Here is a 13,674-nt window from a genome sequence, read left to right as displayed (position 1 = left end):
GGCGAGATCTCGAAAAGAGTGGCAGCGCCGCACCCTCCGTCGACGCCGCCACTTCTGTGCAGGAACTCCGTCGGCATTCTGGAGGAGCTATTGCTGTCCGCCGCCCGAGGGAGCTGGAGTCGCCGTGCCGCCTGAAGGCGCCGATGTTTCTCCACCAGACGGTGCCTGAGGCGCTTCTACGTTCGGCACGTTCACGTCGACATCGGTATTCCCGCCGCCTCCGCCGCCGTTGAACAGGTCGCCGCCGAACAGGAACAAGGCTCCGACGATCAGCAGAACCACGATCACTGCGACGGCCCAACCAGCACCGCTGCCTCCGGTATTCACAACTGTTGGTCCTCTATCAGCCATGTTGTTTCTCCTTGTCGTACTTTCCTTCATCGAAACCATCACAGAAGATTTAAGTTCCCTGAACGTAGGTAAAAGAAGAAGACGCCGACAACAGTTCCGACAAGGAAATCGGTGATCGCGTTCGCATCGGGGCCAACATTCGGATCGCGCAGGTTTGTCGCGAGATATCTACTTCAAGACACCTTCACAGGTGCATTGAGTCAGTAATGCCTCAGAGAGGACAATGTCACCTCATATGTCGACGGGAAATGGCAATAGTATATATCGGACCTTAGTCCCATGGATCCTGACAAAAGTCTTACGGCAGTTGCCGAAAATTTACCCGGCACATATCCCGATGAACGCCATGGCGGATCTCGTCACCTGACGGCGGCCGATTCGGACTTAACCACCTGCGTTGGGTCAGGTTTTCTGCAGCGAGATCGGCTGCTTCACCGCTGCCAGATCAGGGCCGCGGACGACCCGATACCGCGCTTCAATGAGGTTATAGATGCCGAAAGCAGCAATACCGGCAGCCACGGCGATGTACAGGATCGAGCCGAACGGCAGTTGTCGAAGCCACTCCAGGGCATCGCTCATGCTGCCAGCCTGTTCCGGGTCAACCCGGAATCCGGCATAGGCGAACAGGATGCCGATAATCACGAAGACAGCGCCACGCGCGACGAGGCCGTAAATGCAGATTGAGGTAAGGACACGGTTCCGATCGGGAATGCGGAGATATCGCTCGAACTTTCGTGTTAGGCCTTTGTACGCGGTGACGACCCCACCGACGATGAAGCCGATCCCGACCGCGATCGCCAGGTACGAGCCGAACGGCTTCGACATGATCCATTCCGCCAGCCCTTTCTCGCCAGATTCCTGGTTTCCGCCCGCAAGAAATAGTGCATGTCCGAGGGAGTAGCCGGCCAGCCCAAGGTATACTACGGCGCTGCCGAACAATGCACTGCGCACAATGAGCCCCTTGCGATCGGATCCGTGGCCGTCACTATCCGCAAGGGACTGGGCCAATCTCCAGGCGACGAACCCGAGCAGGCCGAGCCCGATCAATCCGACCCAGACCCGGCCGAAGGGCTGTTCGAGCAGCGTCAGGAGCGCTGACTTCATTTCGGGCCGACCGCCTGTCACTCCGGAGAAAAGAGCGAGTCCGGCAACGAGAAGGAACACGACACCACGGGCCGTGTAGCCTGCTTTCGCAAGTAGGCCGAAACGAAATCTTGAGGGCATCGTGCTCTCCGCGCTCCAGTTTACTTCGTCTACTAACGCACGACCTGCCGGAAGGTTGTCGCGGTTCGACCCAAGCTCTCGGCCGGCAACAGGCAAGCACCCGTTACAAGATCGTTTTCAATGCACGGGCCTTGCCCCGAACAGCCGCTTGTCTTGGGAATTCTAAGGGTGGCCGCGGCACTCCCCACCCTCTGTTCCTTGCCATCAACGGCTGAGACATGCCATCAAATGTGAGACGCAAGCGGCCGCGAAGACCTTTTCAGCGCAAGCAGACATTGGAAGGCGCGCAGCAGAGGTACGCTCGGGCGCATCTTCGTCGGGCAGGCCCACACACTTCAGGAGAAGTCATGTTTGACCATGTCAAATTCGGCGTCAGCGACTACGCAGCGAGCAAAGCGTTCTTCCTCAAGGCACTCGAACCGCTCGGCGTGACCGTCGTCTCGGAGGGTCTGCCGACCTACGGTGTCGAGCTTAGCCCAAAGGGCAAGGCTTCATTGTGCCTGTACCAAACCGAGGAGAAGCCGGCGCATCTCCACCTGGCGTTCACAGCCGAGAATCGCCAGCAAGTCGAAGCTTTCTATCGCGCGGCTCTCGAGGCGGGTGGCAAAGACAATGGCGCCCCTGGTCTGCGCCCGAACTACCACGCGAACTACTATGCAGCTTTCGTCATTGGTCCGGACGGGCACAACATCGAAGTCGTTTGCCACGAAGCTGAGGCCTAATCCTGCCATCGAGAGGCATCGGCAAAAGGGCTTCGCCTACCTGCCGGGTCTTTTTCGTTCGGTGTGCGCCCGGTATACCCTCGCCCTGAACCTCAATACCTCCACTTAGGAGCGCGCTTTGCGTTGTGAAGCAACTCGCGAGCCGTGGCAAACCGGCCGAAGAGGCGGGTCAAGCGCCGTTTTTCTTCCTCGCACAAGTTTTGCCGTCGGCAAAACTCCGGCACTGACCACATTTTGGTTGCAGCCTCTGCTATTGCGGCTTGCGGCGGAATGCGCTCCATAGAAATCCTCCATCCCATGAGGCGAGCACACTACCAAAGTCTAATTTAGCGACAAATAAACTAAGACATGTGCTGAGGAGTTTTTTCGGCAGTCGGGTTTCGGGCAGTCGCTCAGTCCCAGCATCCGCCTGACCGCCGACGCTGCGAGGGGAGGATGGGCCGTCCCGCAAAAAGAGATAGAAGCGGGCTTTCGGCTTAGGTTGACTTGGTGGTCGCAACACACCTGCTCTAACCCCTCGGGCGGCCGGCCGCTTTGCCGGCAGCGTCGCGGTCGTACCGTGCTGCTTGATGATGCGGCGCGCATCCGCAGCAGCGATGCCGTGTTTCCGCGCAAAGTAGTCAACTTCATACTTCCGGGTGCCGATACCAGTCGGCGGTCAGCTACCTTGGGTCTGCCGACAAAGTGCCATCACATCGCCTTTTCGAGTTCCGGCAGGACGTCGAAGAGATCGGCGACGAGGCCGTAGTCGGCGACCTGGAAGATCGGCGCTTCCTCGTCCTTGTTGATGGCGACGATCACCTTGCTGTCCTTCATGCCGGCGAGGTGCTGGATCGCACCGGAAATGCCGCAGGCGATGTAGAGGTCGGGGGCGACCACCTTGCCGGTCTGGCCGACCTGCCAGTCGTTCGGCGCATAACCGGCATCGACGGCGGCGCGTGAGGCGCCGACGGCGGCCCCGAGCTTGTCGGCAACCGGGAGGATGACTTCCTTGAACTTCTCCGAGGAGCCGAGCGCCCGGCCGCCGGAGATGATGATCTTCGCCGAGGTCAGCTCCGGCCGGTCGGAGGACGACAGCGCATCGGAAACATGGGCGGAAAGGCCGGGATTTGCCGCGGCGGCAACCGTCTCGACCGGGGCCGAGCCGCCTTCTTGAGCAGCGGCAAAGGAGGCGGTGCGCACGGTGATCACCTTCTTCGGCTCGCTCGTCTGCACCGTCTGGATGGCGTTGCCGGCATAGATCGGCCGTTTGAAGGTATCGGGCGAGACGACCTCGATGATCTCCGAAACCTGGGCGACGTCGAGAAGGGCTGCGACCCGCGGCATGACGTTCTTGCCGACCGAGGTGGCGGCGGCAACGACGGTGTCGCAATTGCCGGCGAGCGAAACGATCAGCGCGGCCAGCGGCTCGGCGAGATTGTTGGCGAGCGAGGCGTCCTCGGCGACCAGCACCTTGGCGACGCTCGAAAGCTTGGAGGCTTGCTCGGCAATCCCTTTGACGTTCTGGCCGGCAACCAGCACATGCACGTCGGTTCCGGTCCCACTGGCGATCTTCGTTGCCGCCGTCAGCGCCTTCGCCGTCTGGTCGGAAAGGTGGCTGTTGTCGTGGTCAGCCAGAAGCAGAATGGCCATGGTAGAATTCTCCCTTTCGATCGAGCTCAACGATCCGTTCCGGATCGGAGCTCATGAGTCTGAAGTGGTTCATGCGTTTGTCCGGAAGCCGGTGTCCGCTTTCCGGACGCATGAACTTAAAGCACGCCGGCTTCGGTCTTGAGCTTGTCGACGAGCTCGGCGACCGTCTTCACCTTGACGCCGGCCTTGCGGCCGGAGGGCTCTTCGGTCTTCAAGACTTTCAACCGCGGCGCCGTGTCGACGCCGAAATCGGCCGGGCTCTTCTTGTCGAGCGGCTTCTTCTTCGCCTTCATGATGTTCGGCAGCGAGGCATAGCGCGGCTCGTTGAGGCGCAGATCGGTGGTGACGACCGCCGGCAGCTTCAGTTCGACCGTCTGCAGGCCGCCGTCGACCTCGCGGGTGACGTTGACCTTGCCGTCGCCGATCTCGACCTTGGAGGCAAAGGTGCCCTGGGCCCAGCCGAGCAATGCCGACAGCATCTGGCCGGTCTGGTTCGAATCGTCGTCGATCGCCTGCTTGCCGACGATGATCAGCCCCGGCTGTTCGGCCTCGGCGACGCCCTTGACGATCTTGGCCACAGCGAGCGGCTCGACCTGGTCCTCGGTCTCGACCAGGATCGCCCGGTCGGCGCCCATGGCGAGCGCAGTCCTGAGCGTCTCTTCCGCCTTGGCCGGGCCGATCGACACGACCACCACTTCACTCGCCTTGCCGGCTTCCTTCAGCCGCAGCGCCTCTTCGACCGAGATCTCGTCGAAGGGGTTCATCGACATCTTCACATTGGCAAGCTCGACGCCCGTTCCATCCGCTTTGACCCGGATCTTGACGTTGTAGTCGACGACCCGTTTCACCGTCACAAGTATTTTCATGGATTCCTACTCTCTGTCAGCAACAGTTGCGGAAACGCTCGACCATCACGTCCAGCACCTCGCCGGGATCGCGCTTCCACCAGTCGTTCGCGGAAAAGATTTCGACCTCGCAAGGGCCGCGATAGCCGGCGCTTTCAACGAATGAACGGATCGTCTTGAGATCGGCGACGCCGTCGCCCATCATGCCGCGGTCGAGAAGCACGTCGTTGGTTTCGGCGAGCCAGTCGCAGAGATGATAGCCATATATTCGCTCGGCGCCGGCACGGTTCAACTGCCGTTCAAGCTCCGTGTCCCACCAGACATGGTAGACATCCACGGCTATGCCGACATTCGGGGCAGCTATGCGATCGCAAAGGTCCACGGCATCGCGAAGCGTCGTGAGGCAGGAGCGGTTGCCGGCGTAGACGGGATTGAGCGGTTCCAGAGCCAGTTTCACGCCGCTTGCCTGTGCGCAGGGAGCGGCCTCGGCAACGCGGTCCGCAACGATCTTCAGGCTTTCGGCAATCCCTTTGGTCCCCGGATGCACGCCTCCGACGACAATCGTTAAGACCGGAGCCCCCAAGGCTGCGGCCATGTCGATCGACCTCTTGAAGTCGCCCATGACGCTTTCGACATCCGTCGCCTGGGTGCCTACCAGAAAGGGCGTCCGGCACAGACCCGCCACGGCAAGCCCGGCGGAACGAACCCGTTCGCCGATCTCCACGGCGCGTGCGCCGATTTCGCGCCGCCAGAACACGATGCTCCCGAAGCCGCGCTCGGCACAGGCATCGATGACCTGTTCGCTAGTCCAGCCCGCACCGCGGCCCTCGAGGTTGTGGCCGAGGCTTGCCGTGTTCAGTGCAAGGGCCGAGTGATCCGAAGAGAAGTCCCTCATCTCACACCCCGTAGACTGCGAGGAGACGCTTCATGCGGGTGACGGCCACTTCCGGATCGCGAAGGAGACCGCATTGATCCGCTAGGCGGAAAACCTCGGTGAAATAAGGAAGCGGCCGCATCGCCTGCGCGCCGTTCAGCATCACGAAGTGGTCCTGGAAGCCGTTCAGCCAGGCCAGGAAGACCACGCCCGTCTTGTAGTATTGGGTCGGCTCCCGGAAGATCAGCCGTGCCAGCGGCACTGTCGGATCCAATGTCGCGCGGAACGCGGCAACGTCGCCTTCGCCAAGTCTCTGCACCGCAAAAGCGGCAGCCGGCGCCAGCGGATCGAAGATGCCGAGAAGTGCATGCGAAAAACCCTGCTCGTCGCCTTCAATGAGTTCCGGGTAGTTGAAATCGTCTCCGGTGTACATCTTGACGTCCGCCGGCAGCAGCCGGCGCATCGCTATTTCTTTGTCCTTGTCGAGCAGGGAGATCTTTATGCCGTCAACCTTGCGGACGTTCGCTTCGATGACCGCCAATGCCGTCTGCATCGCGGGCTCGAATGTCTCGCTACCCCAATACCCGGCAAGCTGCGGGTCGAACATGTCTCCTAGCCAGTGCAGGATGACCGGGTGATCACAGGCATCGAGCACGTCGGAATAGACCCTGATGTAATCGTCCGGCCCCCTGGCCGCCCGAACCAGCGCCCTCGACGCCATGAGGATGATCCGCCCGCCCAGCTTCTGCACCGCTTCGACCTGATCGAGATAGGCACGTCTCACGTCGTCGATGCTGTGGGACTTGGAAAGGTCCAGATGATCGGTCCCGCAGCCGTTTGCAATCAGCGCGTCCGGCAGCTCGGCTTTTGTGCGGCGAATGAGTTCCAGGGCGCCCGCCCAGTCCAGGCCCATGCCGCGCTGGGCCGTGTCCATGGCCTCGGCGATCCCGAGCCCCAGCCCCGCAAGATAGCGGCGGAACTCCAGCGTCTTTGGCCAGTCGACGGTTGCCCGTCCTGAGGGCTCGTTGGCGGTGAACGGGTCTGCCACGACATGGGCGGCGGAATAGACGACACGAGCAGGATCGGAACCGAGGGCCGCGCCTGCTATCGCTTTGCCTGAAAGGCCGTATTCGGCCAGTCTGCCTTCGGTGTCGGGAAGAGCAATTTTCATTGGAGACCTCAAAATCGCGGAAGGAGCATGCCGGCATCTGCCGAGATCGTCTGTCCTGTCGTGTAGGGGAGCCTGCCGGAGGCGAGCGAGGCGATCACGGCCCCGACCTCCTCGGGCTCTCCGACGCGCGGAAAAAGCGTCAGCCCCTGCTCCGCGCGCTCGCGATAGGAGTCGATCACCGGAGCGGTCATTTCGGTGGCGATCAGACCGGGCTGGACGTCATAAACTGCGACGTTTTCCCGCCCGAGACGGACCGCAAGCGCCTTGGAAACCATCGACGCCGCCGCCTTGGAGGCGCAATATTCCGAGCGCTGAACGGCGACCGCCACGGAATTCGACGAAGTGACGTTGACGATCGAGTGGAAAAGCGGGCTTCGCTCCCGAGCCAGAAGTCGGCGCGCGAAAGCCTGGCTCAGAAAGAACATCGCCTTGGCATTCACCCTGAGGCAACGGTCCCAGCTCTCTTCCGTCACCTCGAGAAGGTCGCCGCGCTTCAGCACGCCCACCCCCGCATTGTTGACGAGCGTCGTGAGCGGGCCGAGCTCCGCCTCGATCTTCGTAAGCGCGGCTTCGTGAGCAGCCAAGTCTGCGACGTCGAAGGCAGCCGCGATCACCCGTGCGCCGTCGCTGGAGACGCGTGCGGCAGCGGCCGCCAATTCGTCGTCGGCCGACAGTCCGTTGATTGCGACGGAGAACCCTTCCCGCGCCAGAGCTTCCGCAGCGGCAAGGCCGATACCGCGGGACGAGCCCGTCACCAGTGCCACGGGTTTCGCGGTCGAAGCAATCACGCCCTTGCCCCCTTCTTCAGAAGTTCACGCGCAATGATCATCCGCTGGATCTGGTTCGTGCCTTCGTAGATCTGCGTGATCTTTGCGTCGCGATAGAGCCGCTCGACCTCGAAGCCGCGGATATAGCCCGACCCGCCGAAAACCTGCACCGCGTCGGCGGTGCGCTGAACGGCCATGTCTCCGGCGAAACATTTGGCGATGGAGCAGGCCTTCGTCGCGTCAAGGCCCCGGTCGATCTTGGAGGCGGCCGAATGGACAAGAAGACGCGCGGCCTCGATGTCCTTTGCCATGTCGGCGAGCAGCCATTGCACGCCCTGGAAATCGGAAATGGCCTTGCCGAACTGCTTGCGCGTACCGGCATAGTCTACCGCCGCCTCCAGCCCCGCCTGCGCGATGCCGACGGCGAGCGAGGCGATGCCCACGCGGCCTTTGTCGAGAACGGACATCATCATGTGAAACCCGCGCCCCTCCTGACCCAGCAAAGCACCACCGGGCAGGCGCACATCGGTGAAGGTCAACGCTCCCACCTGGCTGGCTCTCTGGCCCATCTTGTGCTCTTTCGGACCTCTCTCGACCCCTGCGGAATTGAGATCCACGATAAAGATCGACATGCCGCGGTTGCCGGCCTCCTTGTCGGTCCTCGCCAGCACGAACCCGACATCGGCAACGGGCGCGTTGTGGATCCAGATTTTGCCGCCGTTCAGCATCCAGCCGTCGCCGTCGCGTTCCGCCGTCGTCCGGATGCCCGATACGTCGGTTCCGGCCTCAGGTTCGGTGATGCAATAGGCGACTTTGGCGCGCATGTTCAGGACGTCGGGGAGCATGCGTTGCTGATCATCGGTCCCGTGACGGACGAGCAGCGTGGATATCAGCTCTACCAGGCCGCACTGGTCGGCAACCGACGCATAACCGCGGCTGAGTTCCTCCATCACGACCGCATAGGTCAGCGTGTCGAAACCCGGTCCGCCGAGGGGTTCGGGAACGCCGATACCGAATAGTCCGAGCTTCGCCATTTCTCCGTAGAGCTCTGCCGGGAAACGTTCCTCGCGGTCGAGCGACTCCGCCATCGGTCGGATCACTTCATCGGCAAATGCGCGCGCCATGTCGCGTACCTGCTCCTGTATTTCCGTTAGATACATGGACTTATCCCGATTTCAGTAACTATCCAGTTACATACATCGGGATGCGGCAGTCGGTCAAGTCGGAAAATCGCCGATCGCATCACGACGAGACTTGCGCGCTGGCCCTAGCCGCGCATATTATGCACCATCTGGTTACTTACATGAGGAGGTTTGTGCATGCACCCGGGAGAGAAACGGAAGTTCGGCCGCGTGGACCTAGACGTCACCGCGTTCGGGTTCGGGACAGCGCCGCTCGGAAACATTTTCCGTGAGATCGATGAAGAGGCGTCGCAGTCCATGTTCCAGCTCGCCTGGGACGCGGGCGTCCGCTTCTTCGATACCGCACCCATGTACGGGCATGGCCTGGCCGAGCTTCGCACCGGCCATGGCCTGCGCTGGAAGAACAGGGACGAATACGTGCTTTCATCGAAAGTCGGCCGGCTGCTGACGCCCGCCAAGCGATCGACGATCGACTTTGCCCCATGGGTGAACGCGGCGCCCTTCAGCATGCGCTTCGACTACAGCTATGACGGCACGATGCGCTCCTTCGAGGACAGCCTGCAGAGGCTGGGCCTGGAACGGATGGACATCTGCTTCATTCACGACATCGACGTTTTCACGCGGGGAAGCGAACAGCCCGAAGTCTTCGGGCAGGCCATGGACGGGACCTGGCGAGCGCTCGATAAACTCCGGTCGGAAGGCCTGGTCAAGGCGATCGGGGTCGGTGTCAACGAATGGGAGGTGTGCCACGAGGCGTTGAGGCAGCGGGATTTCGACTGCTTCCTACTTGCCGGGCGCTATACGCTTCTCGAACAGGACGCACTCGAGGAATTCCTGCCTCTTTGCGAAGAGCGAGGCGCAGCCGTGGTCGTCGGCGGAGGCTTCAACTCAGGAATTCTGGCGACGGGGGCAAGGGAGGGAGCGAAATACAATTACGCACCGGCGCCGACAGCCATATTGGAAAAGGTGGCGCGGATCGAGGCGGTGTGCAGGACACATGACGTGCCCCTTGGGGCAGCCGCACTCCAATTCGTGGTCGCGCACCCTGCCGTTCCCTCCTTCATGGCCGGCACACGGACGATCGAACAACTGCGCCAGAACCTTTCCTGGTTCAGCCACCCGATTCCCGCTGGGTTCTGGGCGGAACTCAAGTCCAAGGGGCTCCTGCGCGAGGATGCTCCGACGCCCGTATGAAGCGATTCAAGTGAGCGGGCCCTTTCCGACCGTCATCCTCGGGCTTTGACGCCGAGGATAACGTTTGGAGAGGCTGCGCGCATGCACTGGCTCGGAGGAGGGTAGCCGCCTTTCACCGTACCAGAATCGCCCTGAAGTCATTCACATTGGTACCTGTGGGCCCAGGCACGAACAGATCTTCGAGGCAATTGAACGCAGTCCAGGCGTCGTTGCCCGAAAGCAATGCGACCGGGTCTATGCCGAGTGCGCGCAAGCGCGTCACGCTGCTTCCGTCTGCAAATGCTCCCGCATTGTTCTCCGAACCGTCGATTCCGTCGCTATCTGCCGCAAGTGACGCGAAGGGCAGGCCTTCGGCTGCGATCGCGAGCGAAAGAAGGAATTCGGTATTGCGCCCTCCCCTTCCATGCCCGCGAAGCGTCACCGTCGTTTCACCGCCCGACAGCAGAACCACGGGACGCTCGAAGGGGCGGTTGCGCAAGGCCACTTCGCGCGCGATTGCGGCGTGGACTTTGCCGACGTCGCGCGCCTCTCCTTCGATCGCGTCCGACAGGATGATGGCAGGCATTCCCCGTGCTTCGGCCCGAGCCGCGGCAGCCTCCAACGAAAGCCGCGCCGAGGCGATAACCTGGGCCTCGTGGCCCGCAAAGACGGGATCGTTCGGCGACGGGGCCGTCCCGTTCTCGCCCTTCAGCCAATCGACGAGCCTCTCGGGCAGTTCGATTCGCCAGGCATCCACCATTGCGCGGGCCGTAGCGCGGTCCGTCGCGTCGGGAACCGTGGGTCCCGATGCGACCTGTGCCGGGTCATCGCCCGGGACGTCGGAAACGATGAAGCTCATCACTTTGGCCGGGTGGCAGGCGGCGGCGAGCCGCCCTCCCTTTATGCCTGAAACCTGCTTGCGGATTGCGTTCATCACGGATATCGGTGCGCCGCTTGCGAGCAGCGCCCGGTTCAGGGCGATTTCATCTTCGAAAGCGAGTTCTTCGGGCGGGCAAGGCAGCAGGGCCGAGCCTCCTCCACAGAAAAGAGCAACGACGAGGTCATCCGCCGTCAGCCCGCGCACAGCTTCGAAGAGCGCGCGCGAGGCGACAAGTCCGTTTCGGTCGGGAACCGGATGGGCCGCCTCGATCACCCTTATCCGATCGCAGGGAACGGCATAGCCGTAGCGGGTGACGACGACGCCTTCGAGCGGGCCGCCCCAAAGGCTCTCGAATGCCGCCGCCAGTTGGGCCGCGCCCTTGCCCGCCCCAACCACAACGGTGCGCCCGCGCGGCGGCTCCGGCAATCGGGTGCGAAGCGCAAGCTTCGGGTCTGCCGCCCGCACGGCCGCGTCGAACAATTCCGAAAGAAAGTCCCGATCGTCAGGTGACATGAAAACTCCAGCTCATGAGCCGAACCGCGCCGGCCGCCTCTCGCGGAAGGCCGACAGGCCTTCCTGCAGGTCGTCGGACGCCGCGGCCACGGCACCCGCCAAGGCTTCGACGACCCGCTCGTTTTCTTCCTTCTCCGCTGCGTTGATGAGCATTTTCGTGAGTTCGGTCGCGCGCGCCGATCGCTTCATTACGCCTGCAGCTGCGCTTTCCGCGGCGGCGCGCCCCTCGCCCGTTGCGACCACCTGATCCACCAATCCAAGGGCGAGCGCCTCCTCAGCGTTATAGACATGCCCGAAGAGCGCCATGCGCCGCACGAGCTGCGGACCGAACCTTCGCACCGCGCGTTGCGTGCCCGACCAGCCGGGAATTATTCCGAGCCCCGTCTCCGGCTGGCCTATCCTGACATGTGCCTCGGCGATCCGGAGATCGGCGCAGGCGGCGAGCTCGAGCCCACCCCTGAATGTGTGCCCGTTCAACACCGCGATCAGCGGAACCGCGAGCCGGGCCAGAGCATCGAAGGCCGCATGGCCGTCACGCACCCAATGGCGGCCGAAGGACTCGGGCGAAGCATTGCTCCAGGCATCGATGTCACCTCCGGCGCAAAACGAACGCTCCCCCTCACCGGTCAGTATCGCCACCTTCGCCGCGGAACGCTCGATTTCGCGACAGGCCGGGACGATTGCATCGACCATCTCGCCGTTAAGCGCATTCAGCTTGTCCGGCCGGCTGATCGTCAGCCAGGCGACACCTTCCTCGATCTTCAGTCGAACCGGCTCGCTCACAGGTCTAACCCCATTGCGGTTGAATGAAACAGGGCTTTGTCCATTTCCTTGAGGCCGTCGGCTACCCGCAGGGGCGTCGCTGCCTGATCGAGAACGTCCCTCCTCAAGTCCAAACCGGGGGCAACCTCGCTGACAACGAGCCCATCGGGCTCGAGCTTCATCACGCAGCGTTCGGTGACATAGGTGACATCCTGCCCTTGAATGCGTGCACGCCGGCCGGAAAAACTGACCTGATCGACTTTCGGGACGATCTTCGCAACTCGTCCTTCCTTGTCGATGACGAGCCGTCCGTCCTCGACAAGCATTTTCGCGCCCGCGTTGAAATTGCCCGAGAAAACGATCTTCCTTGCGCGCGCGGTGATGTCGACGAAGCCGCCTGCGCCGGCCGTGCGGTGGGGTGTCGCTGCGAGACGGCTGACGTTCACCGAACCTTCGGCGTCGATTTCAAGAAATGACAGCAAAGAGCAATCGAACCCGCCCGCCTGGAAATAACAGAACTGATGCGGCGAGGCGACGAAAGCCTCGGCGTTCGACGCACAGCCGAATTTGAAATCGAGCAGCGGCACGCCGCCCACGGCGCCCTGCTCGATCACCCAGGTGATCTTGCCGTGATGCCCTTCTTCGATCAGCACGCGCGGGACGTTTGCCGAAATACCGAACCCGATATTGACCGCCCAGCCGGCCTTGAGTTCCTGCGCCACCCGGCGGGCGATCACCTTGCCGGGGTCCAGCGCCGGCGTGCGGAACGTATGAAGCGGGCGGAACAGTTCCCCGGATATCGCGGGATCGTAAGCGGTCGCAGTCGTCTGCAATTGATCGGGCGCTTCGACGATGACATCGACGAGTATCCCCGGAACGCGCACGTCGTGAGGACGCATCGTTCCCTCGGCCGCGACCCTTTTCACCTGGGCTATGACGATCCCACCCGAATTGCGCGCCGCAAGCGCCATCTCCATCGCGCCGAGCGTCGCACCTTCGTGCTCGAAGGTCAGGTTGCCTCTCTCGTCGGAGGTCGTCGCGCGGATGATCGCGACATCGGGCTGAATGGGCGGAAAATGCAGCCAGTCGTCGTCGGCAAAGCGCACGCGCCTGACGATCGGCTCGGCCCGCGCTGCGGCGTTCATGGCGCAGCCTTCCTGCTCGGGATCGACGAAGGTGTCGATGCCGACCTTGGTCAGCACGCCGGGGCGTTTCGCGGCACCTTCCCTCAGCATGTCGAAGACGATGCCGGAGGGCACGTTCCAAGCCGCCACCTCTTCCTTCAAAATCATCTGCCAGATAAGCGGCGGTTCGGCACTGCTCGGACCGGAAGGATACGAACCGCCGATGATCTTCTTCAGCATGCCTGGCCTGGCGATGTGATCGACCCCCTTCGTCCCGAAGAAATCTCCGGCGGCGATGGGGTGAACCGACGTCAGTCCGCGCGGATGTCCCTCCGACTCGAACCGCTCTCCGAGTGCCCTCAAAACCTCATCGGGACAACACAGGCCGGACGACGAATTGACCGCCAGCACCGCCCCATCTTTGACCAGCCCGGCGGCCTCGTGTGCGGTCATCATTTTTGCCATGCCAGGGGTCCTTTTCTTGTTGCGTAAGT

At 62.4% G+C, this 13,674-nt stretch carries 14 protein-coding genes; 2 read left to right on the top strand and 12 right to left on the bottom strand.

Annotated features, from left to right (window positions below; translation table 11 throughout):
• Nucleotides 1-87 precede the first annotated feature (87 nt).
• On the bottom strand, nucleotides 88-351 hold the full coding sequence (locus N0Q91_RS22560; RefSeq protein WP_102763314.1) for a hypothetical protein: 264 nt from the start codon (nucleotides 349-351) through the stop codon (nucleotides 88-90).
• A gap of 402 nt (nucleotides 352-753) precedes the next feature.
• On the bottom strand, nucleotides 754-1,575 hold the full coding sequence (locus N0Q91_RS22555; protein WP_275598693.1) for a DUF1206 domain-containing protein: 822 nt from the start codon (nucleotides 1,573-1,575) through the stop codon (nucleotides 754-756).
• 347 nt (nucleotides 1,576-1,922) lie between these two features.
• On the opposite strand from N0Q91_RS22555, the gene N0Q91_RS22550 reads away from it, so the two are divergent.
• On the top strand, nucleotides 1,923-2,297 hold the full coding sequence (locus tag N0Q91_RS22550) for a VOC family protein (RefSeq protein WP_127712246.1): 375 nt from the start codon (nucleotides 1,923-1,925) through the stop codon (nucleotides 2,295-2,297).
• 92 nt (nucleotides 2,298-2,389) lie between these two features.
• On the opposite strand, the gene N0Q91_RS22545 is transcribed toward N0Q91_RS22550, so the two are convergent.
• The 7 genes from N0Q91_RS22545 to N0Q91_RS22515 form a co-directional block, all read right to left on the bottom strand.
• On the bottom strand, nucleotides 2,390-2,578 hold the full coding sequence (locus tag N0Q91_RS22545) for a hypothetical protein (protein WP_018096300.1): 189 nt from the start codon (nucleotides 2,576-2,578) through the stop codon (nucleotides 2,390-2,392).
• Between the two features lie 409 nt (nucleotides 2,579-2,987).
• Complete coding sequence (locus N0Q91_RS22540) at nucleotides 2,988-3,929, bottom strand: electron transfer flavoprotein subunit alpha/FixB family protein (protein ID WP_275598294.1); 942 nt, start codon at nucleotides 3,927-3,929, stop codon at nucleotides 2,988-2,990.
• A 116-nt stretch (nucleotides 3,930-4,045) separates the two neighbouring features.
• Nucleotides 4,046-4,795: an electron transfer flavoprotein subunit beta/FixA family protein gene (locus tag N0Q91_RS22535; protein ID WP_275598293.1), complete on the bottom strand. Its 750-nt coding sequence runs from the start codon at nucleotides 4,793-4,795 to the stop codon at nucleotides 4,046-4,048.
• 16 nt (nucleotides 4,796-4,811) lie between these two features.
• The gene (locus N0Q91_RS22530; RefSeq protein ID WP_275598292.1) at nucleotides 4,812-5,669 is read right to left on the bottom strand and encodes a sugar phosphate isomerase/epimerase family protein; all 858 of its coding nucleotides are present in this window, start codon (nucleotides 5,667-5,669) and stop codon (nucleotides 4,812-4,814) included.
• Nucleotide 5,670: 1 nt separating this feature from the next.
• Entirely contained in the window at nucleotides 5,671-6,819 is a 1,149-nt protein-coding gene (locus tag N0Q91_RS22525) for a dihydrodipicolinate synthase family protein (RefSeq protein WP_275598291.1), read from the bottom strand.
• 8 nt (nucleotides 6,820-6,827) lie between these two features.
• A complete protein-coding gene (locus tag N0Q91_RS22520) occupies nucleotides 6,828-7,604 on the bottom strand; it encodes a 3-ketoacyl-ACP reductase (protein ID WP_375341892.1) in 777 nt (258 codons plus the stop codon).
• Nucleotides 7,604-8,746, bottom strand: a complete 1,143-nt coding sequence (locus N0Q91_RS22515; RefSeq protein WP_275598289.1) for an acyl-CoA dehydrogenase family protein — start codon at nucleotides 8,744-8,746, stop codon at nucleotides 7,604-7,606. Before N0Q91_RS22515 ends, N0Q91_RS22520 begins: the two co-directional genes overlap by 1 nt.
• Before the next feature lie 159 nt (nucleotides 8,747-8,905).
• Here N0Q91_RS22515 and N0Q91_RS22510 point away from each other — a divergent pair, with 159 nt between their 5' ends.
• Nucleotides 8,906-9,922: an aldo/keto reductase gene (locus tag N0Q91_RS22510; RefSeq protein WP_275598288.1), complete on the top strand. Its 1,017-nt coding sequence runs from the start codon at nucleotides 8,906-8,908 to the stop codon at nucleotides 9,920-9,922.
• Between the two features lie 112 nt (nucleotides 9,923-10,034).
• Here N0Q91_RS22510 and N0Q91_RS22505 read toward each other — a convergent pair whose 3' ends face one another.
• The 3 genes from N0Q91_RS22505 to N0Q91_RS22495 are packed head-to-tail and all read right to left on the bottom strand — an operon-like array spanning nucleotide 10,035 to nucleotide 13,645.
• Nucleotides 10,035-11,294 carry a glycerate kinase type-2 family protein gene (locus N0Q91_RS22505; RefSeq protein WP_275598287.1) on the bottom strand — a complete coding sequence of 420 codons (1,260 nt, stop codon included), beginning with the start codon at nucleotides 11,292-11,294 and terminating at the stop codon, nucleotides 10,035-10,037.
• Nucleotides 11,295-11,306: 12 nt separating this feature from the next.
• Entirely contained in the window at nucleotides 11,307-12,077 is a 771-nt protein-coding gene (locus N0Q91_RS22500) for an enoyl-CoA hydratase/isomerase family protein (RefSeq protein ID WP_275598286.1), read from the bottom strand.
• On the bottom strand, nucleotides 12,074-13,645 hold the full coding sequence (locus tag N0Q91_RS22495) for an acyl CoA:acetate/3-ketoacid CoA transferase (protein WP_275598285.1): 1,572 nt from the start codon (nucleotides 13,643-13,645) through the stop codon (nucleotides 12,074-12,076). The genes N0Q91_RS22500 and N0Q91_RS22495 overlap by 4 nt, the downstream gene beginning before the upstream one ends.
• Nucleotides 13,646-13,674 lie beyond the last annotated feature (29 nt).

The organism is Sinorhizobium prairiense (assembly GCF_029201645.2).
GTDB classification, from domain to species: domain Bacteria; phylum Pseudomonadota; class Alphaproteobacteria; order Rhizobiales; family Rhizobiaceae; genus Sinorhizobium; species Sinorhizobium meliloti_A.
Note: the sequence above shows the minus strand (reverse complement) of the source record. Positions and strands in the feature narration are given on the sequence as shown.

What these genes read in the sequence shown, in the direction of transcription:
- N0Q91_RS22560 (WP_102763314.1), bottom strand. Translation starts at nt 351, where the DNA reads ATGGCTGATAGAGGACCAACAGTTGTGAATACCGGAGGCAGCGGTGCT.
- N0Q91_RS22555 (WP_275598693.1), bottom strand. Translation starts at nt 1,575, where the DNA reads ATGCCCTCAAGATTTCGTTTCGGCCTACTTGCGAAAGCAGGCTACACG.
- N0Q91_RS22550 (WP_127712246.1), top strand. Translation starts at nt 1,923, where the DNA reads ATGTTTGACCATGTCAAATTCGGCGTCAGCGACTACGCAGCGAGCAAA.
- N0Q91_RS22545 (WP_018096300.1), bottom strand. Translation starts at nt 2,578, where the DNA reads ATGGAGCGCATTCCGCCGCAAGCCGCAATAGCAGAGGCTGCAACCAAA.
- N0Q91_RS22540 (WP_275598294.1), bottom strand. Translation starts at nt 3,929, where the DNA reads ATGGCCATTCTGCTTCTGGCTGACCACGACAACAGCCACCTTTCCGAC.
- N0Q91_RS22535 (WP_275598293.1), bottom strand. Translation starts at nt 4,795, where the DNA reads ATGAAAATACTTGTGACGGTGAAACGGGTCGTCGACTACAACGTCAAG.
- N0Q91_RS22530 (WP_275598292.1), bottom strand. Translation starts at nt 5,669, where the DNA reads ATGAGGGACTTCTCTTCGGATCACTCGGCCCTTGCACTGAACACGGCA.
- N0Q91_RS22525 (WP_275598291.1), bottom strand. Translation starts at nt 6,819, where the DNA reads ATGAAAATTGCTCTTCCCGACACCGAAGGCAGACTGGCCGAATACGGC.
- N0Q91_RS22515 (WP_275598289.1), bottom strand. Translation starts at nt 8,746, where the DNA reads ATGTATCTAACGGAAATACAGGAGCAGGTACGCGACATGGCGCGCGCA.
- N0Q91_RS22510 (WP_275598288.1), top strand. Translation starts at nt 8,906, where the DNA reads ATGCACCCGGGAGAGAAACGGAAGTTCGGCCGCGTGGACCTAGACGTC.
- N0Q91_RS22505 (WP_275598287.1), bottom strand. Translation starts at nt 11,294, where the DNA reads ATGTCACCTGACGATCGGGACTTTCTTTCGGAATTGTTCGACGCGGCC.
- N0Q91_RS22495 (WP_275598285.1), bottom strand. Translation starts at nt 13,645, where the DNA reads ATGGCAAAAATGATGACCGCACACGAGGCCGCCGGGCTGGTCAAAGAT.